Consider the following 23,751-nt stretch of genomic DNA (forward strand, 5'->3'; position numbering starts at 1 on the left):
AAGCCATGATCGAGAAGTCGCCGCTCGCCGAGTTCGCCGGCCGGGTCGCCGTCGTCACCGGCGGCGGATCGGGCATCGGCCGGGCCATCGCCGTCCGCTACGCCGCCGGGGGAGGGGACGTCGTCGTCATCGGCAGGCGCGCCGAGCCCCTGGCGGAGACCGCCCGCATGGCCGAGGAACTCGGCGCCGGGGCCGCGGTCGTCACCTGCGACGTGCGCGACGCCGACGCGCTCACCGCTGCGGTGGACGGCGTCGCCGCCGAGTACGGGCGCATCGACGCGATGGTCAACAACGCGGCGGGCAACTTCGTGTGCCCCGCCGAGGACCTCTCGCCCGGCGGCTGGCGCGCTGTGGTCGACATCGTCCTCAACGGCACCTTCTACGGCACCCGAGCCGCGGCCCGCCACATGCTCGCCGCGGGCCGGGGCTCGATCCTCAACGTCATCGCCAGCTACGCCTGGCACGGGCACCCCGGGACCGTCCACAGCGCGGCGGCCAAGGGCGGCGTCCTCGCGATGACGCGCACCCTCGCCTCCGAATGGGGAGGACGCGGAGTGCGGGTCAACTGCATCTCCCCGGGCCCCACCGAGACCGAGGGGGCCGGCGCCGCGCTGTGGCCGACCGAGGAGGACCGCGACCGCGTGCTCGGCAGCGTCCCCGCGAACCGGTTCACCACGCCGGAGGAGGTGGCCGAGTCGGCGGCGTTCCTGCTCGACCCCCGGCGCGCCGCCTACATCACCGGCGACGTCCTCTCCGTGGACGGCGGCCAGTGGCTCGGCAAGGCCGTCTACTCCGACTCCTCGGCGCGGGCATGAGCGCCCGGCGGACCGCCCGCCGCCCGGAATGGGACCGGTCGGCGGTGTACATCGGCGGACGGTGGCGCGAGACCGCCTCGGGCCGGACCGTCGAGGTCGAGAACCCGGCGACCGAGGCGGCGACCGGGACCGCCGCCGACGCCGGAGCCGCGGACGCCGAGGCCGCGGTGTCGGCCGCGGCGGCGGCCTTCCCCTCCTGGTCGGCACTGCCGCCGCGCGAGCGGCTGGCCGTGCTCGAACGGGTCCGCGGCGCCCTCGAACGCCGCCGGGACCTGCTCGTGGAGACGACCGTCGCGGAGGTCGGCGCGCCGCTGCGGGTGGCCCGCGAGGCGCACGTCGACACGGGACTGGACGTCCTGCGCGCCTACCTCGACGCCGCAGGGGACCTCGCCTGGGAGGAGCGCGTCGGGAACTCGCTCGTCCTGCGCGAGGGGATCGGCGTCGCCGCCTGCATCACCCCGTGGAACTACCCCCTCTACCAGGTCCTCGCCAAGATCGGGGGTGCCCTCGCCGCCGGCGCGGCCGTCGTGCTGAAACCGGCCGAGCTGACGCCGCTGTCGGCCTATCTGCTCACCGACGCGATCGACGAGGCCGATGTCCCGCCGGGCGTGTTCAACCTCGTTCCCGGCCCGGGACGGGTCGTCGGGGAGGCCCTCGCCGCCCATCCGGGCGTGGACGCGGTCTCCTTCACCGGTTCCACCCGGGTCGGCGCCCGCGTCGCGGCCGTCGCCGCCGCCGGCATCAAGCGCGTCAGCCTCGAACTGGGCGGCAAGTCCGCGAGCGTGCTCCTTCCGGGCGCCGATCTCGAGGCGGCCGTGCCCGCGTCCGTCGACGCGGCCATGCTCAACTCCGGCCAGACCTGCACGGCCTGGACCCGGCTCCTCGTGCCGCGCGCGGACCTCGACGCGGCGCTGCACCTGGCCGCCGCGCACGCCGGCGCGCTCGTCGTCGGCGACCCGGCCCGGCCCGGGACGGACCTCGGCCCGGTCGTGTCGGCGGCCCAGCGGCGGACCGTCACGGGCTTCATCGAGCGGGCCGAGGCCGCCGGCGCCCGGATCGTCGCCGGAGGAGCGGAGCGTCCGGCGGGGCTGCCCCGCGGCCACTACGTGCGCCCGACGATCGTCACCGGCGTCGCGCCCGGCGCGGAGATCGTCCAGGAGGAGGTGTTCGGGCCCGTGCTGGCCGTCCAGCCCTACGACGGCGTCGAGGAGGCGATCGCGCTCGCCAACGGCACGCCCTACGGGCTGGCCGGCGCCGTGTGGGGACCGGACCGGGACTCGGCGGTCGCCGTCGCCCGCCGCCTGCGCACCGGACAGGTCGACATCAACGGCGGCGCCTTCAACCCGGCGGCCCCCTTCGGCGGCTACGGACGCTCCGGGAACGGCCGCGAACTGGGCCGCTGGGGGATCGAGGAGTTCCTGGAGACCAAGGCACTGCAGCTCTGATCTTCACCGTCGCCGGACGCGCCGGCGCCGCCGGCCCGGCGAATACTCGGGTCGGCGCCGGGTAGCAGCCGCCCATGACCACCGCCAGCGAACGGGCCGGCGACGCCAGGCCGGCCAGTCTTCAGTTGCCCGGCATCGCCCTGGGCGTCGGCCTCGGCGGCTTCGTCGACGGGATCCTGCTGCACCAGCTCCTGCAGTGGCACCACATGCTCACCAGCACCGACACCGACCGGCTCGGGCTGAAGTACTACGACCCCCACACGGTGTCCGGGCTGGAGATGAACACGGTGTGGGACGGCCTGTTCCACGTGCTGTGCTGGCTGTCGGTGCTGGGCGGGCTGGCCGTCCTGTACTCGCGCGTCACCCATCGCCGCCGCCGGGTGTGGACGTCCCAGGTGCTGTGGGGATGGGTGCTGGTCGGATGGGGGCTGTTCAACATCGTCGAAGGCGTCGTCGACCACCAGATCCTCGGCATCCACCACGTGCACGGCGGCCCGAACCAGTTCTGGTGGGACATGGGTTTCCTGGCGCTGGGCGCGGTGCTCGCGGCCTTCGGATGGCTGGTGCAGCGCACCGGAACCCCGTTCGACCCGGAGCCTGACGCCTCCTTCCGGCCCTGGAGCGCCTGATGCACCAGCACCCGACGCCGGCGCACGGCGGCGGCGGATGGGCCACCGTGCTCGCGGTGGCCGGTGTGGCGGCCCTCGCGGTCGCCTACCTGCTGCTCGCACGCTCCAAACCCGGCCGGACGACCCGCTCCCGGGACCGGTGGCGCACGGCGATGTTCCTGGCCGGGTGCGCGCTGCTGGCGGTGGCGCTGCTGCCGCCGATCGCGCCGTGGGCGCACGAGGACTTCCGCGGCCACATGCTCCAGCACATGCTGCTGGGAATGTACGCGCCGCTGGCCCTGGTCCTGGGCGCCCCGATCACCGTGCTCTTGCGCGGGCTGCCGACCGAGCGGGCCCGAGACCTGACCGGCGTGCTGCGCAGCACGCCGATGAGGGTCCTGGCCCACCCCATCGTCGCGCTGACGCTCAGTACCGGAAGCCTGGCCGTGCTGTACTTCACCCCGCTGTACGACGCCACGACCTCCCGCCCGGCCCTGCACTGGCTCATGCACGCGCACTTCGTGCTCTCGGGCTTCCTGTTCGCGTGGGTCATCGCCGGACCCGATCCCGCACCCGCACGGCCCCCGGTCAAGGCGCGGCTGGTCGTCCTCGGCGCGGCGATCGCCCTCCACGCCGTCATCGCCCAGCTGATGTACGGCGGGTTCCTCATCGACGTGCACGCTCCCGCCGCCCAGGTCCGCGGCGGCGCGGAGATCATGTACTACGGCGGGGACGTCGCCGAACTCCTGCTCGCCGCCGCCCTCGTCGCCACCTGGCGCCCCGCCCGCCGTCCCGCCCGCCGTCCCGCCCGCCGTCCCGTGGCCGTCGCCGGGAAACGCCGGGCGGGAGCCGCCACCGGTCTTCAGCCGCGGTAGGTCTCCAGCAGGCGGAGCCAGATCTCGCTGATCGTCGGGTACGCGGGGACGGCGTGCCAGAGCCGCGAGATGGGGACCTCGGCGGTGACGGCGATGGTGGCCGAGTGGAGCAGCTCAGCCACGTCCCCGCCGACGAAGGTGGCGCCGAGGAGGACCTCGCGGTCCAGGTCGACCACCGCGCGGGCGCGGCCCAGGTAGCCGTCGGCGTGCAGGGAGGCGCCCGCCACGGAGCCGAGGTCGTAGTCGACCGCCCGGACCCGGTGCCCCGCGCGTTCCGCCTCCTCCAGGGTGAGCCCGACGGCCGCCGCCTCCGGATCGGTGAAGACGACCTGCGGCACCGCCCGCTCGTCCGCGGTCGCGACGCTGCGTCCCCAGTCGGCGGTGTCGAGGGCGCGCCCGGCGGCGCGGTCGGCGATCACCGCGCCGAAGATCCGGCCCTGGTACTTGCCCTGGTGGGTCAGCAGCGCCCGCCCGTTGACGTCCCCGGCCGCGTAGAGCCACTCGCCGGGGACGCCGGCCGCCAGTCCGGTGGAGTCCACCTCGATCGGACGGCCCGGGTTCAGCCCGACCGTCTCCAGGCCGAGGTCGGCCGTGGCGGGCTTCCGCCCGGTGGCGAACAGGACCTCGTCGACGGTGAGCGTCTCACCGCCGTCCAGCGTGAGGGTCACCTGCCCGTCGCGGCGGGCACCGGTGACGGACGTCCCGAAGCGCACGTCGACCCCGGCCGCGCGCAGTCCCTGCGTCACCAGCTCTCCCGCGAACGGCTCCATCCGCGCCATCAGCCGGGATCCGCGCACCAGCTGCACCACCTCGCTGCCGAGCGCCCGCCAGGCCGTGGCCATCTCGCACGCCACCACGCCGCCGCCGACGACGGCCAGCCGGCCCGGCACCCGTGATGACGACGTCGCCTCTCGGCTGGTCCAGGGACGGACCTCGGCCAACCCCGGCAGGTCGGGCAGCGCCGCGCGGGTGCCCGTGCAGACCGCGACGGCGTGCCGGGCCGTCAGCACCCGCCGCCCGCCGTCCGGGGTGTCCACGATGACGCGCCTGACCCCGTCCAGCCGACCGCGGCCCCGCACCAGCACGAGCCCGGCGGACTCCAGCCAGTCGACCTGCCCGCCGTCCTTCCAGTGCGCGGCGAACTCGTCGCGGCGCCGCAGGACGGCCGCCGCGTCCAGCGTCCCGCCGGCCGCCTCGCGGGCACCGGGCAGTCGCCGGGCGTTCGCGAGGGCGGCGGGCGGGCGCAGCAGCGCCTTGCTGGGCATGCACGCCCAGTACGAGCACTCCCCGCCGACCAGCTCGTCCTCCACGACCGCCACGCTCAGCCCGCCGGCGTGCGCCCGGTCCGCCAGGTTCTCCCCGGTCGGCCCGGCTCCCAGCACCACAACGTCGAACTCGTCCATGGCCCCCTGCCTCCTGATCGGCGCCGTCTGCTCCATGCATCGTCCTCGATCACACGGCTCCCGGCGCTCGGCCGCGCCGAGCCGCGTACGCGTCCCCCTACCCGCCGTGGAGGTCCAGGGCGGCGCGGACGATCGAGTCGGTGTCGATGCCATGGTGGCGGTAGACGTCGTCGATCGAGCCGGACTGCCCGAACCCGGTGACGCCGAGGGTGGCGCAGGGCACGTTGTTGACCCCGGCGAGGAACGCCAGCGTGTGGGGATGCCCGTCCAGGACGGTGACGAGCGGCGTCGCGCGCGCGGCCGGGAACGCCTGGTCCAGGATCCAGTTCGGCGCGTCGTCGTGGCCCTGGCGGGAGCGGAGGGCCTGGAAGAGCAGGCCGGGGCTGGTCACGCACACCACGTCGGTGCCGACGCCCGCCTGCTCCAGGCGGTCGGCGGCGGCGAGCGCCTCGGGCACCAGGGCGCCCATCGCCGCGATGGTGACGGCGGGACGGGCGGACGAGCGGCGCAGCGGGTAGGCCCCGGCGATCACCTGCCTCCGGCGGCGCTCCCGGGCCGCCGGGTCCTCCGGCACCGCCGCGAGCGTCTGGTCCACCGGACGGGTCGACAGCCGCAGGTAGGCCGAGCCGCCGCCGGGGCGGCCGAGGCGGGCCATGCTCGCCAGCAGCGTCCATTCGGTGTCGAGGACGAACGCGGGCTCGTAGGCGACGCAGCCCGGCTGCTCGACACCGATCGACGGGGTGATGACGGACTGGTGCGCGCCGCCCTCGGGGGCCAGCGTCACCCCGGACGGGGTGCCGATCAGGATCGACTGGCCGCCGGCGTAGATGCCGAACGACCAGGGCTCCAGGGCGCGGCCGACGAACGGGTCGTACAGCACGCCGATCGGCAGCAGCGGGCGGTTCCAGCGGCTCCAGGTGGCGCCGAGCTCGCCGAGCAGCCCGACCAGGTTGGTCTCGGCGATGCCCAGCTCGATGTGCTGGCCCGCCGGCCCCTCGCGCCAGTGCAGGATCGTCTCGCCGTCGTCGGCGAACCAGTCGCGGCGCTCGCTGGTCGACCAGACGCCGACCTTGTTCACCCAGCCGCCGAGGTTGGTGCTGGAACTGACGTCCGGGCTGACGGTGACGATCCGCGCCGCGGCCTCGGGCGCCTCCCGGGTGAGGTCCAGCAGGAGCCTGCCCAGGGCGGCCTGGGTGGTCGCGGTGCCCCTGGGGGTGCGGCCGATGTCGGTGGGCAGCGGCGGCGGGGCCTGGGGCGCGGCGGGCGCCCGGCGCAGCCGCGCGGCGGTCTCGGCGCACAGCCGGGCGGCCGCCGACCCCTCCTCGAAGCGGGCCCACGGCTCCTCCGGGTCGACGCCCAGCCGGGCCGCGAGCCCGGCGATCTCGCCGGCGGTCAGCAGCGCGGAGTGGTTCTGCGGGTGCCCCTCGCTGGGCAGGCCGTGCCCCTTGACCGTGTACGCGAAGATCACGGTCGGCCGGGTGTCGTCGATCGCCTCGAACGCGTCGGACAGGCTGCCGAGGTCGTGGCCGCCGAGGTTGCGCATCGCGGCCAGGAGGGTGGCGTCGTCCAGCGTCGCGACGAGCCGGGCGACGGGCTCGCTGCCGGCCGGGAGCCGTTCGCGGAGCTCGCCGGCGTCGCAGCGCAGCAGCCGCTGGTACTCGGGGTTGGACATCGCGTCGATCCGTGCGCGCAGCTCGTCGCCGCCGGGCCGGCCGAACAGCTCGGTCAGCAGCCGGCCGTACTTCAGCGTCAGCACCTGCCAGCCGGCGGCGCCGAACATGCCCTTCAGCCGGTGCGCGGCCAGGTACGGGACGACCCGGTCCAGGGACTGCCGGTTGAGGTCGACGATCCAGACGATCTCGCCGAGCTCGGCGACGCCCGGGTCCAGGATCGCCTCCCAGACCGCGCCCTCGTCCAGCTCGGCGTCGCCGACCAGCGAGTACTGCCGGCCCGCGGGCGTCCCGCCGGCCTCGCGGTCGGCGTACCGGCGGGCGATCGCGCCCCAGATCGGCGCGGTGGCCCCGATGCCCACCGACCCGGTCGAGTAGTCGACGGGGTCGGGGTCCTTGGTCCGGCTCGGGTAGCTCTGCAGGCCGCCGAACTCGCGCAGGGACGTCAGGTACCGCTCGTCCAGCTCGCCGAGCAGGTAGTTGATCGCGTGCAGCACGGGGGAGGCGTGCGGCTTGACCGACACGCGGTCGTCCGGCCCGAGGTGGCCGAACCACAGCGCCGTCATGATCGACGCGATGGACGCCGACGACGCCTGGTGCCCGCCCACCTTCAGCCCCGACGTGTTGGGCCGCACCCGGTTGGCGTGGTGCACGATGGCCGTCGACAGCCACAGCACCCGCCGCTCGACCTCCTCCAGCACCCCGGAGTGCGTGGCCGTCGCCACCGGATCGTTCATCGTCGGCTCCTTTGCCCTCGGCGCCGGCTCCGTTGCCTCGGCGTCGCCTCGCCAGGGTACGGTCCCGAATTCGCCCCATAACAACCGAGTTCGGCCTTGGTGGGGCGGGAGACGGCCGGTGACCATCGTCCCAGCGGAGGCCCGATCAGCAACGGCGGCCCTCTCGGCGACGGCGGCCCTCTCGGCGACCGGGGGCCCGGTCAGTCGGGCGTGATGCTGCTGGAGCCGGGGTGGGCTGGCGGCCTGCTCGGCAGCACCGGTTCGATCCGGTAGAGGGACGGCATGCCCCCGCTGCGCGGGGCGATGTCGCGTTCGGCCCCGGCGAGCGCGCCGATCAGGTCGCGGGCGGTGAGCAGCCCGGCCAGGGCGCCGTGCTCGTCGATCACCGGGACGAAGTCCCTGCCGGAATCGAGCATGGCGCGCGCGGCCTCCCGGAGGGTGGCCGACGGCCGGACCGTCGCGGGCGGGCGGGGCGGCAGGAAGGCCGTCACGGGCCGGCGGGCTTGCAGCGGGGCCGCGGCGTCCCACGTCGCGGTGAGGGTCTGCGCGTCCAGGACGCCCAGGAAGCCGCCCTCGTCATCGGTGACGGGCAGATGGTGCACCTCGGCCTTGCACATCAGCTCCCAGGCCATCAGGACGGACTCGCTCGCCGCGACGGTGAGCAGGTCCCGGGTCATCAGGTCGGCGGCGGGGCGCCGTTCCAGCGGCTCCTCGGTCATGTTCCCTCCTGGCGGTCCACCCTCATCGGGATCCACTTCCAGCCTGCTCTTCCCGGCCGGACGCACCCCAGGGACGAAGGTCCCGTGCCCTGGTGGACCCCTGCCCCTGCATACGGCGCGGCAGAACGGTGAGGCTCGGAGAAGAGGGGGTGAGGGCGATGGACGATCGAGCCGTCCTGGTGGGGTTCGACGCCTCACCGGCCGCCGGACGGGCACTGCGCTGGGCGGCCGCCGAGGCGTCCCTGCGCGGCGTGCCGCTCCTGCTCTGCCACGCCTGGACCTGGCCCTACCCGCTGACGCACCCGCTGACCCCGCGCGACGAGGAGGCGCTGGAGATCGTCAAGACCATGGGGGCGCTGGCTCTCGACGACGGTGTCCGGCGCGCCCGGCGGATGGCCCCGGACGTGGACGTCCGCCCGCTGCTGGTGAAGGGCACGCCGCCCGGCGCGCTTCTCGACGCCTCGGCGGAGGCGGCGCTGATCGTGATCGGTGCGCGGGGGGCGGGCGGCTTCGACAAGCTGCCGATCGGCTCCGCGGCCGTGCACGTTCCCGCGCATGCCGTGCGTCCCGTGGTCGTGGTGCCCGCACATGAGCGGCGGCCCAGCGCGCGGATCGTCGTGGGCGTCGACGGTTCGCCGGCGAGCGCGGCCGCGGTGCGGTTCGCGCTGCGGGAGGCCGGGCTCCGCGATGCCGGGGTGACGCTGGTCTGCGCCTGGTGGGACCCCGCCGTGCTGCCCGCGCCCGAGCGCCTGCCGTTCACCGACCCCGAGAGCATCAAGAAGCAGGCCGAGACACGGTTCGCCGCCGCGGTGGAGCCGTGGCTGGCCGAGTATCCGGACGTCGCCGTGGAGCGCAGGTTCGTCATGGAGCGGGCCCGGCACGTCCTGGCCGAAACCGCGCGGGACGCGATGCTGCTCGTGGTCGGCGACCGCGGGATCGGATCGTCCCCCCGAACCCTGCTCGGCGCGGTCACCCGCGCCGTCCTGCACGAGGCACCGAGCCCTGTCGCGGTCGTCCATGAGCGCGACCCGGACATCGAATGAGGAGTACGTCATGAGCCACGTGGTCGTGGGCTACGACGGGACCAGTGAGAGCGAGCGGGCCGTGCGGTGGGCGGTGGGCGAGGCCCGGCTGCGGCGGCTGCCGCTGACGGTGTGCCACGTCTGGCGCTGGCCGTACCCGATCAGCTACATCGACTACGAGGGCGAGGCGACCATCCGGCGGATGGGCGAGCACCTCCTCGACCACGGTGTGGGGCTGGCGCGGGAGCTGGCGCCGGGGCTGAAGGTGCGCGGGCGGCTGAAGGACGGCAGCGCCGCTCCCGCGCTGCTGAACGAGGCGGCGGACGCCGAGGTGATCGTGCTCGGTTCGCACGGGCCGGACCAGATCCCCGTCGGCTCGACGGCACTGCGGGTGCCGGCCAAGGCCGACCGTCCGGTGCTGGTGGTCCGGTCGCCGGCGCCGCGCGACGGGCTCGTGGTCGTCGGCGTGGACGGGTCGCCTGGCGCGGACGCCGCGCTGGCGTTCGCGTTCGAGGAGGCGGCGCTGCGCGGCTGGCGGCTGCGCGCGGTGTACGGCTGCTGGGAGCCGGGAGCGGCGCCCGATGGGGACCTGACGCTGTTCGGTGACGAGGACCGGCTGCGCCGCGTGGCCGGTGCCGTGCTGGAGCGCGCGGTGGCACCGTGGCGGGTGAAGTACTCGCAGGTGGAGGCGGCGACGTCGCTGGTGCTGAAGTCCCCGCGCCAGGCGCTGTTCGCGGCGTCCGAGGACGCGACGCTCATGGTGGTGGGCGCGCGTGGGGCCGGGGAGGTGGAGTCGCTGCACCTCGGTGCGACGAGCGACGCGCTGCTCAAGCACGCGCCGTGCACGGTCGCCGTCGCCCCGAACCGCACCTGGTGAGGCCGCGGCGGCGGGAGCTCGGTGCCGGACGGGACCTCGGTGCCGGACGGGATCTCAGGGCTGGAGGACGCGGATCAGGAGGAGTGCGGCGTCGTCCTGCCGATGCGTCGCGGTGGCGGCCTTGGCCAGGAGGGTGTCGGCGACCGCGTCCATGGACCGGTCCGCGGCCTTGGTGAGCTGGCGCGCGAGTTCGGCCGTGGTCTCGCCGATGTCGATTCCGGGGACCTCGACCATCCCGTCGGTGTAGAGGGCCAGGACGGCACCCGGGAACAGGGGGATCTCGCACGTGGGGTAGTCGGCGCAGGAATCGATGCCGAGCAGCAGGCCGGGCGACACGGCGACGGACGCGGTGCCTTCGCCGGGACGGTGGAGCAGGGGCGGCGGGTGGCCCGCGGTGGCGAGCTGGGCGCACCGGCGCGCCAGGTCGAGCCGGACGATCAGGCAGCTGGCGAACAGCTCGGTGTCCAGGTCGATGAGGAGGCGGTTGGTGGCGGCGAGGATGCCGCCCGGCGGCGAGCCGACGCCGGCATGGGAGTGGATGGCGGTGCGGACCTGGCCCATGAGCGCGGCCGCGCTCGTGTGGTGCCCCTGGACGTCCCCGATCGCGGCGATGGCCGTCGTCGGGCCGATGCGGATGAGGTCGTAGAAGTCGCCGCCGACGTCCATGCCGCGGTTGGCGGGCTGGTAGCGGGCGGCCACCTCGAGGCCGCCGACCTCGGGCAGGGCATGGGGCAGCAGCGCCGACTGCAGCGTGCGCGCCAGATCGTGCTTGATGTCGTAGAGGCGGGCGCGGTCCATCGCCTGGGCGGTCAGCCCGGCCAGTGACATCAGGACGGCGCGCTCGGCCCGCGAGAAGTGGTGGACGTCCTCGTAGCTCAGGACGAGGGTGCCGATGAGGCGGCCGGAGGCGATGAGGGGCAGGAAGGCGCGGGCCTCCATGCCCTCCGCGTAGATCGCCTCGGGGTAGGCCCGCAGGAGTTCGGCGAAACTGGAGAAGAACTTGGGCCTGCTGGACGCCAGCGTCTGCGCGGCCGGAACGGGGGAGGTCAGCGGTGTGCCGTCCAGATCCTTCGCGAGCCCGGCGACGGGCCCGCGGTGGCCGACGACGCAGAGCCTGCCGTCCCGCACCGTCATCAGCACCAGGGCCTTGGGGCCGAAGGCGGGCACAATCTGGTCGCAGACGAGCTCGACCACCTGGTCGAGCCCCGCGGCCTCGGTGAGGGCGGCGGCCAGGTGGGTCATCTGGTAGAGCGTGTCCACCCCGGCCAGTTCCGCGGAGGTGGACTTCCGCTGGTCCGGCCGGGCGGGGGCCCGCACGGTCGGCTCCTCGTCCGGGGCGGGCTCGATCAGGACGCTGATCCCGGACACGTCGGGGTAGAGGTGGAACCTCAGCCGGGTGTCCGGTGGCCGGACGGTGGTGAAGGACGAGGGCTGGCGGCCGACCACGGCGGCCCGGTAGTGGGCCTCGAAGAGGGCGTCGCCGAGCCACGGCTGCGCCTCCCACGGGCGGGCTCCCGTCAGCTCGTCGGCCCCGGCGCCGAGCAGATCGGCCGCGGCCGAGTTGGCGAAGATGACACGGCCGTCGATGTCGAGGGCGCAGCAGCCCGTGGGCAGGCGCTCTGCGAACGCGACCGCCGCGAGCGCCTCGTCCCGCGCCGACGGACGGGGGAGGTGTGGGGGGAGGGGCGGCAGGATGTACGGCTCAAGCGGGCACCGCAGCCCGGCCGCGCCGGCGGGGACGGGCTGCGCGAGCAGCATCGCCCGCTGGCAGAAGCCGTTGATCGCCTCGTGCTCGTCGTCGCTCAGCTCCTGCGGGTGAGTGACCGGCCACAGCAGCGCCAGGCCGCCCACCAGCTCGGTGGCGTCGGCGATCGGTACCGCGGCGAGCCTGAAGTCGTACGGCACCGCGAGCGACAGCCGCGGGTAGCAGCGGGCGATCTCCTCCTGCCCGCTCAGCCACACGAGCCGCTTCGTGCGGACGGCGTCGGGGACCGGATGCGGGTCGTGCAGGGAGATCCGCGCCCACGGGGCGACGATCTGCCGGGTGGCGCCGCACACCACCGCCAGCCTCAGCACGCGTTCCTGGGCGGGCAGCAGGAACGCCCCTCCGACCGAAGCGCCGACCTGCGACATCACCTCCACCAGGGCCGCCCCGAGCCGCTCCAGGGCGGCGTCCGGAGCGGCGGCCGAAGGGACACGTCGCGATCGCATGGTCGTTGGTCTCCGTCCGCGTGCCGGCGGGTTTCGCCGGCCGTCCGCGTGGAGGGGTTCTCTAATGACCGGTAGCCATACCCGTCCTTACCTGGGGCCATGCAGGGGCGGTCCGGAGGCGATGGTCCGCGCGATGTCGCGGTGCAGGAAGATCACGAAGGCGCCGGGGAAGGCGGCGGCGAGGCTGGGGAGCTCGGCGGTGTGCGCCGGGCCTCGAGGACCCAGCGGCGGCCGTTGCCGGCGTCGAGGGTGTACAGGACGCGCCGGTGGAGCCGAAGCCCCAGTTGCGGAAGCCCGGATTCATCGCGACGACGCACTCCTCGTGCCGCCGCGGCCCGCCGACTCGGAGCGGGAACTCGCCGCCGGGACCGGCGGCCAGGCCGTCTCCGTCGATCCGCGCGGCGGCCGTCACGCCGCCGGACGAGGCGGTGTAGGCGGTGACCGAGGTGTGGACGGCGTCGCCGAGGCGCCCGGTGAGCCGGTACCGCCGGTCGCCGCGCACAACGGGTCAAATAGGGATCTTCACAAGGGCGCACGGCCGGGTTACCGTCCAGGGAAGCTCCCTCCGCTCCCTCAGCCCCCCTCCTCGCGGTGGTTTCATGAAGTCACTGGAGACCTTCCTGTCCGACGTCAGTAGTTTCGTCTGGGGGCCGTGGCTCCTGATCCCGTTGCTGCTGCTGACCGGCCTCTACCTCACGATCCTGCTGCGCGGGCTCCAGTTCCGGCACTTCCGGCTGGCCTTCTGGCTCGCGTTCTTCAAACGCAAGGAGGACGGCGACGCCGCCGGCGACATCGCGCACTACCAGGCGCTGACGACGGCGCTGGCCGCCACGGTGGGCGTCGGCAACATCGCGGGCGTGGCGACCGCCATCGCCCTCGGCGGGCCCGGCGCGGTGTTCTGGATGTGGGTCACCGGCCTGGTCGGGATGGCCACCAAGTACAGCGAGGCGTACCTCGGCGTGCGGTTCCGGCGCACCGACGCCGCCGGAGAGCAGAGCGGCGGCCCGATGCACTACCTCCGGGCGCGGGCATCAAGGGCCGCCTCGGATGGTTCCTCGGCGGGTTCTTCGCGATCGCGGGCGCCGTCGCGGCGTTCGGCATCGGGAACATGGTGCAGGCCAACACGGTCGCCGAGAACGTTGAGGACGAGTGGGGCCTGACGCCGTGGGCCACCGGCGTGATCGTGACCCTGCTCGCCGCCGCCGTCATCCTCGGCGGCATCAAGAGCATCGGCCGGATCACCAGCGCCTTCGTCCCGGTGATGATCGTGTTCTACATCGTCGGCGCCGCCGCGGTCCTCATCTACGAGATCGAGGAGCTGCCCGGCGCGATCGGGCTCATCTTCACCGACGCGTTCTCGGGGACGTCCGCCACCGGCGGCTTCGTCGGCGCGGGGGTCGCCGCCGCCGTCCGGTACGGCGTCGCGCGGGGGATCTTCTCCAACGAGTCCGGGCTCGGCACCGGCGGCATCGCCGCGGCCGCGGCCAAGACCACGCACCCCGTCCGGCAGGCGCTCGTGTCGATGACGCAGACCTTCATCGACACCCTGGTCGTGGTCAGCTTCACCGCGCTGACGATCCTGGTGACCGGCGCCTGGAAGACCGGCGGCGAGGACCAGGCGGCCACCTTCACCGCCCGCGCGTTCGACGAGGGCCTGCCCGGCGACTGGGGCAGCGTCATCGTCACGCTGGGCGTGCTCTTCTTCGCCTTCTCCACCCTGCTCGGCTGGTCCTACTACGGCGAGCGCTGCATGGAGTACCTGTTCGGCAGGCGCGCCGTCCTGCCCTACCGGATCGTCTTCATCGTGGCCATCTACATCGGGTCGGTCTCCACCCTCACCGCCGTGTGGACCTTCTCGGACGTGATGAACGGCCTCATGGCGCTGCCCAACCTCATCGGCCTGGTGATCCTGGGGCCGCTGGTCTGGCGGGAGACCCGCGCCTACTTCAAGGACCGCCCCAAGGAGGACGAGCCCGCGGCCGAGGCCAAGTCCTGACCCCGTACCGCCGGACCCGGCTCCCGCTCACTCCCGCCGTTCCCCGGCGGTGTCGCGGGAGCCGGCCGGCGGGCCGTCCGCGTCGGGCTCCGCCGCGCCGCGGCGGGGCTTCTGCAGGCGCGCGCGGGCTCGGTCGTGCCAGGCCGGCACCTCCCGCTCGTCGTCGAAGCTCCGCGCGACGATGATGTCGGTGGAGGAGTGCGCGAGGATCGACAGCGCGATGGTGGCGCCGACGAGATGGAAGATCTTGTCGCCGGCCGCGATCCCCGACTCCAGCACCAGCAGCCCGTAGACGACCGAGGCGAAGCCCTTGGGGCCGAACCACATCACCGCGGCCTGCTCCCGCATGGTCAGCCGGGAGCGCAGGAACGACACCCAGATCGCGACCGGCCGCGCGACCACGAGCGCGAGGACGGCGAAGGCCCAGCCCGCCCAGCCGACGTCGCCGAGGAACGCCGGGGACAGCAGCGCCCCGAACAGCAGCAGCGCGGCGAGCTTGAGCAGTTCGGCGACCAGCTCGCCGAACTCCTCGAACGCCTCCCGGTGCTCGTGCCCGACGCTGGCGACCGTGACGCCGGCGGCGAACGCGGCCAGGAACAGGTTGCCGTGCGTGGCCTGCGCCGTCGCCAGGACGAGCAGCCCGATCGCGACGGCGTTCAGCGGCTCGTACTTGGGCGCGATCGCGAACCACCGGGTCCGCACCAGCATGATCGCGGCGTACGGGATCACCACGCCGGTGGCCAGCCCGCCGGCCAGTTCCGCCGCCAGCTCGCCGACGTGCAGGTCCTTCTCGCCCTGCGCGATCGCCAGGAAGACCACCACGAACGGCAGGACGAGCCCGTCGTTGACCCCCGACTCCACGTTCAGCAGGTGGCGCAGCCGCGGCGGCACCTTCTCGTTGCCGACGAGCGCGGCGGCGAACACCGGGTCGGTCGGGGTGAGGACGGCCGCGATCAGCAGCGCCTCCACCCAGCCCAGGCCCACGAGGTAGTGCGCGAGGAGCGCCGTGATCCCCAGTGTCAGCGGAAGGCCCCAGCCCAGGGCGCGTCCGGGCAGCCGCCAGGCGCTGCGCAGGTCGTCCCAGCCGGCGTGCATACCGTCGGTGAACAGCACGGCGAACAGCGCGAGCTCCGCCAGCGCCGACACGAGCTCGTCGCCCGGCTGCAGCGAGACCAGGCCGGTGACGCCGTCGCCGAGCAGGAACCCGCCGACCAGGAACAGCGCCGCCGTCGACAGCACCGTCCGGTGCGCCAGGTTCGACACCAGCACCGCGAGCAGCAGCAGGGCGGCGAAGGCGAGGAGGAGGTTCGTCACGGGAGTTCTCCGGGGTCGGCGGCGGCACTGCCGACCAGACTTCCCGGCTCACCAGCCCAAGACCTTAACGGGATCGGGAGGTGCATTTCCACGCCGGGGCCGCGGAACGGCCCGCCGGACGACCCGTGCCCGTCAGCGGTCCGCCCTGATGCGCTCGCGCGCCTCCTTCACGTACCACGGGGTGCCGATGGCCGTCTGGACGCCGTTGACGACCACCCGGTTCAGCCGCCGGCCGATCGCGCGCTGGCGCGGAGTGGACTTCGCGCCGAGGATCTCGCGGGCCCACCACGGCATCGCGTCCTCCAGCGCCCAGCGCAGCGGCGCCCGGCCCGGCTTGTTGATCTCCGAGAACGCGAAGTCGAGCGCCCACGCGCCGTCCTCGTTGAGGCACATCCGCGGCCGCATCTGCCGGTAGTACTCCTCGATCTCGTCCATCGTCCGCGGCAGGTCGGTGGCGCCGATCGCCTCGTGGATGCGGGCCATGCCGTCCGCGACCTCGTCGAGCTTCTCCGGCGGCAGCGGCCTCGGGTGGTACAGCTGGTGGCCGCGGATGTAGCCCCAGGTGAGCCCGGCGTGCGCCCAGCGGAGGTTCTCCGCGCTGTTGGCGGCGTACGGCGTGCCGTCCGGCATCGTGCCCTGGACGGTCTCGTGGTACCTGTGCACGTTCCGGCAGATCTTCTCGGCGACCTCGGTCGGGCCGAAGACGGTCGCCCAGTAGAACGAGGCCGAGCGGCCGCCCCGGCGCTTGCGGTCGTTGAAGAAGTCGCTGTGGTCGAGGCCGCCGTACACCATGTCGGGCTTGACGCCCTCGCACATCAGCCCGACGAACCCGCCGGCGATGGCGGAGAAGTGCGAGTGGACGTACCACATCGCGCTGCCGGGGGAGAACCAGCCCGGGTCGCCGGCCGGCCGGTCGAAGCGGACGCCCGGCAGCATCGCGGACTCGTACATCAGGTGGTCGAGCTTGTCCTGGATCCAGCCGTGCCGGCGGATCGGGTCGACGGGCCGCTGCGAACGGGTGCGCGGCGGGCGGCGCCCGTCGGCGGGCATCGCCGGGAAGGATTCCTGCGAGACGTCCATGCTGAGACCCAAACTGCTCGGTTCCGGAGATCCACCGGCCCGTGTCCGCTGAGGGCGGGGGTGCTTCACTGGCCGGCTCGTCGTCGGTGATCGCGGACAATCAGTGTTCCCTTAGCGCACCCCCCGCCGCTCAGGCTCCTCCGAGCCTAGCAAGGCAAGTAAGCGCTTGGGTATTGAGTGTACGCAATTCGCCGCGTTCTGCGGGTTCGCACCGCGTGGATGCGGGTGATGCGGTCTCGGCGTGTGCTTCACCCGCCGGCGAGCAGCCGTTTGCGTTGGGGGGTGTAGTGCCACCACGGGCGGGCGGGCCGCCCTTCGGCCTGGTCCACGGCGGACATGACGGTGTCGAGCAGGCACGGGTCCAGGGCCTCGCCGCAGGCGGCCGACATCTGCTCGTACAGCTCGATCGGGTCCCTGCCCGCCAGTTGTGCGGTGCGGGTGATCCCGACGCGCTCGAAGTAACCGGCCACCGCCCGGCCGACGTTGACCAGGTCGGCCAGATCCGCCCGCTCATCGTCATACTCGTGCCGGCCCGGTCGAGAGATCTGCTTCGAATATGCATCCATACAGGTCAACGTACGTACTCGGCAGGGCGACGGTCTTGTGGGAAACGGACCTCGCGCACCGGGGGCATGGCGGCGGCTACGGGGTTCGCCGGTAGGGGAGGAAGCGGCCGAAGCGGCCGCGGTGGTAGAGCAGCGGGCGGCCGCCGGTGTGCAGGTCGGCGCCGGTCACCAGGCCGACGACGAGGATGTGGTCGCCGAGGACGATCGTGTCGTGCGGGGTGCACAGCAGGTGGGCGCAGGCGCCGTCCAGAAGGGGCGTGCCGTGCTCGTCGGCCTGCCAGGCGGTGGGCGGGGCGAAGCGGTCGATGCCGCGGCGGGCGAAGCGGGAGGCGAGGTCGGCCTGGTCTCCGGCGAGGATGTTGACGGCGAAGCGGCCGGCGGCGCGCAGGGCGGGCCAGGTGGTGGAGGAACGGTCCACGTAGAAGGCGACGAGGGGCGGGTCCAGGCTGACCGAGGAGAACGACGTCGCGGTCAGCCCGGCGGGCTCGCCGCCGGAGGCGGCCGTGACGACGACGACTCCGGCGGCGTGGTGGGCGAGGGCCTGGCGGAAGCGGGCGGGGTCCAGTGCGAGGTTCGGCAGTACTTCGGTCATGGGTCTCCCCTGGAGGTGTCGTGCGGCTGCCGGGTGCGGCGGGCGGGAGGGGTGCGGGAGGACCCCGGTGCGGCCGGCCTCTGGCTCGGGTGTCGTCGGTCGGGGGCTCAGTGCGAACACAGCGCGCTGGCCACGCGGCACAGATCCACGTGGCCGCGGGTCGTCAGGGACGGCTTCAGCGGCACGTCGGCCAGTCTAGGACGGCCTGGAGGAGCAATCAACCAAATCGGTAGGAAAAGTATGCAAGGGGTGGATGGGGTGCGGTGTGGCGCGTGCCGCTTGCCTACTTTGCCTATTGACTTAGTAGGAAATTTCGGGTCATCCTCCGGAAGATGAGCGACCGTGAGCAGGCCGGCTGATGGCCCGCAAGCAGATCCACCTGGCGGCCCACTTCCCGGGTGTCAACAACATCACCGTGTGGTCGGACCCCGCCTCCGGCAGCCAGATCGACTTCGACTCCTTCGTCCACCTGGCGCGCACCGCCGAGCGCGGCAGGTTCGACTTCTTCTTCCTCGCCGAGGGGCTGCGCCTGCGAGAGATGAAGGGCCGCATCCACGAGCTGGACGTGGCGGGGCGCCCCGAGTCGCTGACCGTGCTGTCGGCGCTCGCGGCGGTGACCTCCCGCCTCGGTCTCGCCGCGACCGTGAACTCGACGTTCAACGAACCGTACGAGGTGGCGCGCCGGCTGGCGACGCTGGACCACCTGAGCGGCGGCCGCGCCGCCTGGAACGTCGTCACCAGCTGGGACGCGTTCACCGGGGAGAACTTCCGGCGCGGGGGCTTCCTCGACGAGGCCGACCGCTACACCCGCGCCGCCGAGTTCCTGCACACCGCGCGCGAGCTGTGGGACTCCTGGGCGGACGGCGACCTCGTCGCGGACCCGGCCGCGGGGGAGTTCGTCCGGCCCGGCGCGGGCGCCTTCGCGCACCGCGGGCGGCACTTCCGCATCTCCGGGCGGTTCGCCACGCCGCGCGGCCCGCAGGGCCACCCGGTGATCATCCAGGCGGGGGACTCCGACGCGGGCCGCGAGTTCGCCGCCGCCGACGCCGACGTGATCTTCAGCCGGCACGGCACCCTGGAGGACGGCCGCGCCTTCTCCAAGGACGTCAAGAGCCGCCTCGCCCGGTACGGGCGCCGCCCGGACGAGCTGAAGATCATGCCCTCGGTCACCTGCGTCATCGGGGACACCGCCGAGGAGGCCGCCGAGCGCGCCGCCGAGATCCGCCGGGCGCAGGTCGGCCCGCAGACCGCCATCGCCTACCTGGAGGGCGTGTGGGGCCGCGACCTGTCCGGCTACGACCCCGATGGCCCGCTGCCCGACATCGAGCCCGACCTCGGCGAGGGCGTCTCGAAGGGGCGCGCCCAGTTCCGCGGCGACCGCGGCGAGACCGTCCGGCGGTGGCGGGAACTGGCCGCCGAGCGCGGCCTCAGCATCCGCGACCTGGTCATCGAGGCCGCCGGCCGGCAGACGTTCGTCGGCACGCCGCGGGCCGTCGCGGACCAGATCGACGAGTTCGTCCAGGCCGACGCCGCCGACGGGTTCGTCTTCGTGCCGCACCTGACCCCCGGCGGCCTGGACGACCTGGTCGACCGGGTCGTCCCGCTGCTCCAGGAGAAGGGCGTGTTCCGCGCCGACTACACCGGCCCGACGCTGCGCGACCACCTGGGCCTCGGCCCCGCGCGCGCCGCCGGGCGGGCCGCGCCCGCGCGAGAGGAGACCGCGTCGTGACCGCCCTGCACCTCGCCGCCGCGCTGGACGGCGCCGGCTGGCATCCCGCCGCCTGGCGCGACCCGTCCGCCCGGCCCGCCGAGCTGTTCACCGCCCGCTACTGGGCCGGCCTCGCCGCCGAGGCCGAGCGCGGCCTGCTCGACTTCGTCACGATCGAGGACGCCCTCGGCCCGCAGTCGTCCCGGTTCGCCGCCCCGGACGACCGGACCGACCAGGTGCGAGGGAGGCTCGACGCGGTCCTGATCGCGGCGCGGCTCGCCCCCGCGACCACGCGCATCGGGCTCGTGCCGACCGCGAACACCACGCACACCGAGCCGTTCCACGTCGCCATCGGCATCGCCACGCTGGACCACGTCAGCCGGGGGCGGGCGGGCTGGCGGCCGCAGGTGTCCGGCCGCGCCTCCGACGCGGCGCACTTCGGCCGCCGGACGTTCCCCGGGGTCTTCGAGCCGGACGCCTTCGCGACCCCCGAGGGGCGGGCGATGATCGCGGAGCTGTTCGGGGAGGCGGCCGACGCGGTCGAGGTCGCGCGCCGCCTCTGGGACAGCTGGGAGGACGACGCGGAGATCCGCGACGTCCCGACGGGCCGGTTCCTGGACCGTGACAGGCTCCACTACATCGACTTCGAGGGGCCGCACTTCAGCGTCCGCGGGCCGTCCATCACGCCGCGCCCGCCGCAGGGGCAGCCGCTCGTCACGGCGCTCGCCCACGACACCGTGCCCTACGAGTTCGCGGCCCGTTCCGCCGACGTCGTCTTCATCACCCCGCACTCCCGCGCGGACTCCGCCGCGATCGCCGGGCAGGTGCGGGACGCGGAGCGCAGGACCGATCGCGGCGGCGCACCGCTGAAGATCTTCGCCGACCTGGTGGTCTTCCTCGACGAGGACCCCGCTGCCGCCGAAGCCCGCAAGGCCCGTCTGGACGAACTGGACGGCGCCGAGCTGACCTCCGACGCCGAGATCTTCACCGGCACACCGGCCGAGCTCGCGGACGTCCTGCTCGACTGGCGCGAGGCCGGCCTCGACGGCTTCCGCCTGCGCCCGGGCCTCCTCCCGCACGACCTCGCCGCCATCAGCCGCGACGTCGTGCCGCTGCTGCAGCGGCGTTCCGCCTTCCGCACCGCCTACGACACCGCGCCCGGGACCGGACCCGGCGCCGGGACGCTGCGCGGCCGCCTCGGCCTGCCGCGCCCCGCCAACCGCTACGCGACGGGGACGCCGGCGAACGCGGAGCGCCCGTCGCCCGCCGCCCCGACCGGAGGCCGCACATGATCCCGCTGTCCGTCCTCGATCTGTCGCCCGTCCCGGTGGGCGGCACCGTCCCGGCGGCGCTCCGCGACACCCTCGACCTCGCGCGGCGCGCGGAGGCCCTCGGCTACCGACGCTACTGGCTCGCCGAGCACCACCTCGCGCCCGGCGTCGCCGGTTCGGCGCCGCAGATCCTCATCGCCGCGGTCGCCGCCGCCACCGAGCGGATCCGCGTCGGGTCGGGCGCCGTCCAGACCGGCCACTGGACGCCGCTGGCCATCGTCGAGCAGTTCGGCACCATCGACGCCCTGCACCCCGGCCGGATCGACATCGGCCTCGGCCGCTCCGGGCAGCGCCGCGCCGAGGAGCGCACCGGCGCCCCGCCCCCGGCTTCGCCGCCGCCCCCGCCGCCCTCGCGCGAGCGGCGGATCGTGGACGGCCTGCTCATCCCGCCGCCGATCGACTTCGCGCGGCTGGCGGCCAACCCGGCGTACACCCGGTTCACGCACCTGCTGGAGCGGCCGGGCGTCCCGGACTTCGCGCAGGTCGTGGACGACATCACCGCGCTGCTGGACGGCACGTACCGGTCCGCGGACGGGCACGTCGCGCACGCGACGCCCGGCGAGCACGCCGAAGTCGAGCTGTGGATCCTCGGCAGCAGCGGCGGGCAGAGCGCCCAGGTCGCGGGCGAGCGCGGCCTGCCGTTCGCCGCGAACTACCACGTCGCGCCGTCCAACGTCCTGGAGGCCGTGGACGCCTACCGCGCGGCGTTCAAGCCGTCCGGTGTCCTCGACGAACCGTACGTCATCGTCTCGGCCGACGCCGTCGTCGCGCCGACCGACGCGGAGGCGCGCGAGCTGGCGTCGCCGTACGCCCTCTGGGTGCACAGCATCAGGTCGCGCCTGTCCGCCGTCCCGTTCCCGACGCCGGCCGACGCCGCCGCGCACACCTGGCGGGACGAGGAGTGGGAGCTGGTCGCCGACCGGGTCGACACCCAGTTCGTCGGCTCGCCCGGCACGGTCGTGGCCGGGCTCCGCACCCTTCAGCGCGCCACCGGCGCGGACGAGCTCCTCGTCACCACCATCACCCACGACCACGCGGACCGCGTCCGCTCCTACGAGCTGCTGGCCGCCGCATGGGGGCTCGCGTGAGGAGCCGAATCCGCCGGGCGTTCACTATTTCCTACCCGCGCCTACCGTGGCCGCAGATCCGGACCTGCCGAGGGGAGACCCCCGCCGTGAGGCGTGCGTGGAGCGTGTGGACGACGGCCGGAACCCTGGTGACGGCGGTGCTGGCGAGCGGCTGCGGCGCGGGCGACGCCGCGGACGGCGCCGCCGGCGCGCCGCGGTCCGGCGGAACGCTGACCTTCGCCGTCGGGTCGGACACCGGCTGCGTCGACCCGCAGCAGGTCGCCAGCAACGACACCATCTACTCGGTGCGGCACCTGGTCGACTCGCTGACCGACCAGGACCCGGCCACCGGCAAGATCGTGCCGTGGCTCGCGCAGCGCTGGGAGATCGGCGACGGCGCCCGCACCTACACCTTCCACCTGCGCCCCGGGGTGACGTTCAGCGACGGCACGCCGCTCGACGCGAAGGCCGTCAAGGCCACCTTCGACGCCGTCCCCAAGCTCGGCGTGCTCGGGCTACTGGCGAAGGGCTACCTCGCCGGGTACGAGGGCACGACCGTCGTCGACGACCTCACCGCACGGGTGCGCTTCAAGACGCCCAACGCCCAGTTCCTCCAGGCCACGGCCACGCACTCGCTGGGGATCCTTTCCCAGGCGAGCGTGCGCAAGTCGCCGGAGCAGCGCTGCGCGAAGGGGGTCGTCGGGTCCGGGCCGTTCGTGCTGTCGAAGTACGTCCCGGCGCAGTCGATCACCCTGGCCAAGCGCAAGGGGTACGGCTGGGGGTCGTCGCTGTGGAAGAAGCAGGGCGAGGCCTACCTCGACCGGCTGGTCTTCAAGGTGCTGCCCGAGTCGGGGGTGCGCACCGGCAGCCTCCAGTCCGGCCAGGTCGACGCCATCGGCAGCGTCGGGCGGGCGGACGAGGCGGCGCTCAAGGCGTCCGGCGCCCAACTGCCGGCACGTGCCAATCCCGGCATCGTCTTCGGCATCAGCCTGAACAACGCGCGCTTCAAAGACGAGCGGGTCCGCCGGGCGATCTCCCTCGCGGTCGACCGCAAGCAGGTCGCCGAGACCGTCTTCCCCGCGGGCACCCGTCCGGCCACCAGCATCCTCGCCCGCACCACGCCCGGATACGCCGACCTCGGCGCGAGCCTCGCCCCCGACCAGGCCAAGGCGCGGTCCCTGCTGGACGCCGCCGGGTGGAAGGCCGGCGGCGACGGCGTCCGGCGCAAGGACGGCGCGGAACTGGCCCTGACCGTCAAGTGGTTCGCGAACGCAGCGACCAACCGGCCGTCGCTGGAACTGGTGCAGCAGCAGCTCAAGGCGGTCGGCATCCGGCTGGAGTTGAAGGAGATGCAGATCGCGCAGCTCGCTCAGGTGCAGACGTCGGGCGACTTCGACGCGCTGTGGGGGAACCTCACCCGCGCCGACCCCGACATCCTGCGCACCACGTACTCGACGCGCCTGGCCAACGCCTACCGGCTGCCGCCGACCGACCTCGACGGCATCCTCGACGGCCAGGCGGCCGCCTCGGACGAGGCCGAGCGCAAGCGCCTGGTGGAGCAGGCGCAGCGCAGGATCGTCGAGCGCGCCTACATCGTCCCGGTCGTGGAGCTTCAGACGGAGCTCGGCGCGGCGAAGAACGTCCACGACCTCATGTTCGACGCGTCCAGCCGCATCCAGCTCCACGACACCTGGATCGGCTGAGCCCGTGCCACG

General features: G+C 74.0%; 19 protein-coding genes and 1 pseudogene. 11 read left to right on the forward strand and 9 right to left on the reverse strand.

Annotation, left to right across the window (positions count from 1 at the left end):
• Nucleotides 1–5 precede the first annotated feature (5 nt).
• From CHF16_RS24835 to CHF16_RS24850, 4 genes are all read left to right on the forward strand, one after another.
• A complete protein-coding gene (locus CHF16_RS24835; RefSeq protein ID WP_089328533.1) occupies nt 6–815 on the forward strand; it encodes an SDR family oxidoreductase in 810 nt (269 codons plus the stop codon).
• Nucleotides 812–2,260, forward strand: coding sequence for an aldehyde dehydrogenase family protein (locus tag CHF16_RS24840; protein WP_089328534.1), 1,449 nt, complete (start codon nt 812–814; stop codon nt 2,258–2,260). Before CHF16_RS24835 ends, CHF16_RS24840 begins: the two co-directional genes overlap by 4 nt.
• 74 nt (nt 2,261–2,334) lie before the next feature.
• Nucleotides 2,335–2,889 carry a DUF2243 domain-containing protein gene (locus tag CHF16_RS24845; RefSeq protein ID WP_089328535.1) on the forward strand — a complete coding sequence of 185 codons (555 nt, stop codon included), beginning with the start codon at nt 2,335–2,337 and terminating at the stop codon, nt 2,887–2,889.
• Nucleotides 2,889–3,743: a cytochrome c oxidase assembly protein gene (locus CHF16_RS24850; protein WP_089328536.1), complete on the forward strand. Its 855-nt coding sequence runs from the start codon at nt 2,889–2,891 to the stop codon at nt 3,741–3,743. The genes CHF16_RS24845 and CHF16_RS24850 overlap by 1 nt, the downstream gene beginning before the upstream one ends.
• Here the strand turns inward: CHF16_RS24850 and CHF16_RS24855 are convergent.
• The 3 genes from CHF16_RS24855 to CHF16_RS24865 all read right to left on the reverse strand — a co-directional run bounded on the left by CHF16_RS24855 (nt 3,731) and on the right by CHF16_RS24865 (nt 8,272).
• The gene (locus CHF16_RS24855; protein ID WP_089328537.1) at nt 3,731–5,182 is read right to left on the reverse strand and encodes a dihydrolipoyl dehydrogenase family protein; all 1,452 of its coding nucleotides are present in this window, start codon (nt 5,180–5,182) and stop codon (nt 3,731–3,733) included. The two genes, CHF16_RS24850 and CHF16_RS24855, sit on opposite strands and share 13 nt — an antisense overlap.
• Before the next feature lie 61 nt (nt 5,183–5,243).
• Entirely contained in the window at nt 5,244–7,553 is a 2,310-nt protein-coding gene (locus tag CHF16_RS24860) for a transketolase-like TK C-terminal-containing protein (RefSeq protein WP_089328538.1), read from the reverse strand.
• 200 nt (nt 7,554–7,753) lie between these two features.
• Nucleotides 7,754–8,272 (reverse strand): CBS domain-containing protein, encoded by a 519-nt coding sequence (locus CHF16_RS24865; RefSeq protein WP_089328539.1) that lies wholly within the window; start codon nt 8,270–8,272, stop codon nt 7,754–7,756.
• A gap of 158 nt (nt 8,273–8,430) precedes the next feature.
• Here CHF16_RS24865 and CHF16_RS24870 point away from each other — a divergent pair, with 158 nt between their 5' ends.
• Nucleotides 8,431–9,315 (forward strand): universal stress protein, encoded by an 885-nt coding sequence (locus CHF16_RS24870; RefSeq protein ID WP_089328540.1) that lies wholly within the window; start codon nt 8,431–8,433, stop codon nt 9,313–9,315.
• Between the two features lie 10 nt (nt 9,316–9,325).
• The gene (locus tag CHF16_RS24875) at nt 9,326–10,171 is read left to right on the forward strand and encodes a universal stress protein (RefSeq protein ID WP_089328541.1); all 846 of its coding nucleotides are present in this window, start codon (nt 9,326–9,328) and stop codon (nt 10,169–10,171) included.
• A gap of 54 nt (nt 10,172–10,225) precedes the next feature.
• Here the strand turns inward: CHF16_RS24875 and CHF16_RS24880 are convergent, their stop codons facing one another.
• Complete coding sequence (locus tag CHF16_RS24880; RefSeq protein ID WP_089328542.1) at nt 10,226–12,382, reverse strand: SpoIIE family protein phosphatase; 2,157 nt, start codon at nt 12,380–12,382, stop codon at nt 10,226–10,228.
• 599 nt (nt 12,383–12,981) lie between these two features.
• On the opposite strand from CHF16_RS24880, the pseudogene CHF16_RS24885 reads away from it, so the two are divergent.
• Nucleotides 12,982–14,378, forward strand: a pseudogene (locus tag CHF16_RS24885) (alanine/glycine:cation symporter family protein).
• Nucleotides 14,379–14,405: 27 nt separating this feature from the next.
• On the opposite strand, the gene CHF16_RS24890 reads toward CHF16_RS24885, so the two are convergent.
• The 5 genes from CHF16_RS24890 to CHF16_RS42210 form a co-directional block, all read right to left on the reverse strand.
• Complete coding sequence (locus CHF16_RS24890) at nt 14,406–15,692, reverse strand: cation:proton antiporter (protein ID WP_089328543.1); 1,287 nt, start codon at nt 15,690–15,692, stop codon at nt 14,406–14,408.
• Between the two features lie 132 nt (nt 15,693–15,824).
• A complete protein-coding gene (locus CHF16_RS24895) occupies nt 15,825–16,772 on the reverse strand; it encodes an oxygenase MpaB family protein (protein ID WP_089328544.1) in 948 nt (315 codons plus the stop codon).
• 248 nt (nt 16,773–17,020) lie between these two features.
• Complete coding sequence (locus CHF16_RS24900) at nt 17,021–17,338, reverse strand: helix-hairpin-helix domain-containing protein (RefSeq protein ID WP_089328545.1); 318 nt, start codon at nt 17,336–17,338, stop codon at nt 17,021–17,023.
• A 76-nt stretch (nt 17,339–17,414) separates the two neighbouring features.
• Entirely contained in the window at nt 17,415–17,930 is a 516-nt protein-coding gene (locus CHF16_RS24905) for a flavin reductase family protein (RefSeq protein WP_089328546.1), read from the reverse strand.
• 107 nt (nt 17,931–18,037) lie between these two features.
• Entirely contained in the window at nt 18,038–18,115 is a 78-nt protein-coding gene (locus CHF16_RS42210) for a putative leader peptide (protein WP_425427511.1), read from the reverse strand.
• Between the two features lie 173 nt (nt 18,116–18,288).
• Between CHF16_RS42210 and CHF16_RS24910 the strand changes: the two genes are divergently transcribed.
• The 4 genes from CHF16_RS24910 to CHF16_RS24925 all read left to right on the forward strand — a co-directional run bounded on the left by CHF16_RS24910 (nt 18,289) and on the right by CHF16_RS24925 (nt 23,739).
• Nucleotides 18,289–19,659: an NtaA/DmoA family FMN-dependent monooxygenase gene (locus tag CHF16_RS24910; RefSeq protein ID WP_089328547.1), complete on the forward strand. Its 1,371-nt coding sequence runs from the start codon at nt 18,289–18,291 to the stop codon at nt 19,657–19,659.
• Nucleotides 19,656–20,930 carry an LLM class flavin-dependent oxidoreductase gene (locus CHF16_RS24915; RefSeq protein ID WP_089328548.1) on the forward strand — a complete coding sequence of 425 codons (1,275 nt, stop codon included), beginning with the start codon at nt 19,656–19,658 and terminating at the stop codon, nt 20,928–20,930. The genes CHF16_RS24910 and CHF16_RS24915 overlap by 4 nt, the downstream gene beginning before the upstream one ends.
• Nucleotides 20,927–22,057 (forward strand): LLM class flavin-dependent oxidoreductase, encoded by a 1,131-nt coding sequence (locus CHF16_RS24920; protein ID WP_089328549.1) that lies wholly within the window; start codon nt 20,927–20,929, stop codon nt 22,055–22,057. The genes CHF16_RS24915 and CHF16_RS24920 overlap by 4 nt, the downstream gene beginning before the upstream one ends.
• Nucleotides 22,058–22,143: 86 nt before the next feature.
• The gene (locus tag CHF16_RS24925) at nt 22,144–23,739 is read left to right on the forward strand and encodes an ABC transporter substrate-binding protein (RefSeq protein WP_245869164.1); all 1,596 of its coding nucleotides are present in this window, start codon (nt 22,144–22,146) and stop codon (nt 23,737–23,739) included.
• Nucleotides 23,740–23,751: the final 12 nt, after the last annotated feature.

It is taken from the genome of Actinomadura meyerae (assembly GCF_900188445.1).
GTDB lineage: Bacteria > Actinomycetota > Actinomycetes > Streptosporangiales > Streptosporangiaceae > Spirillospora > Spirillospora meyerae.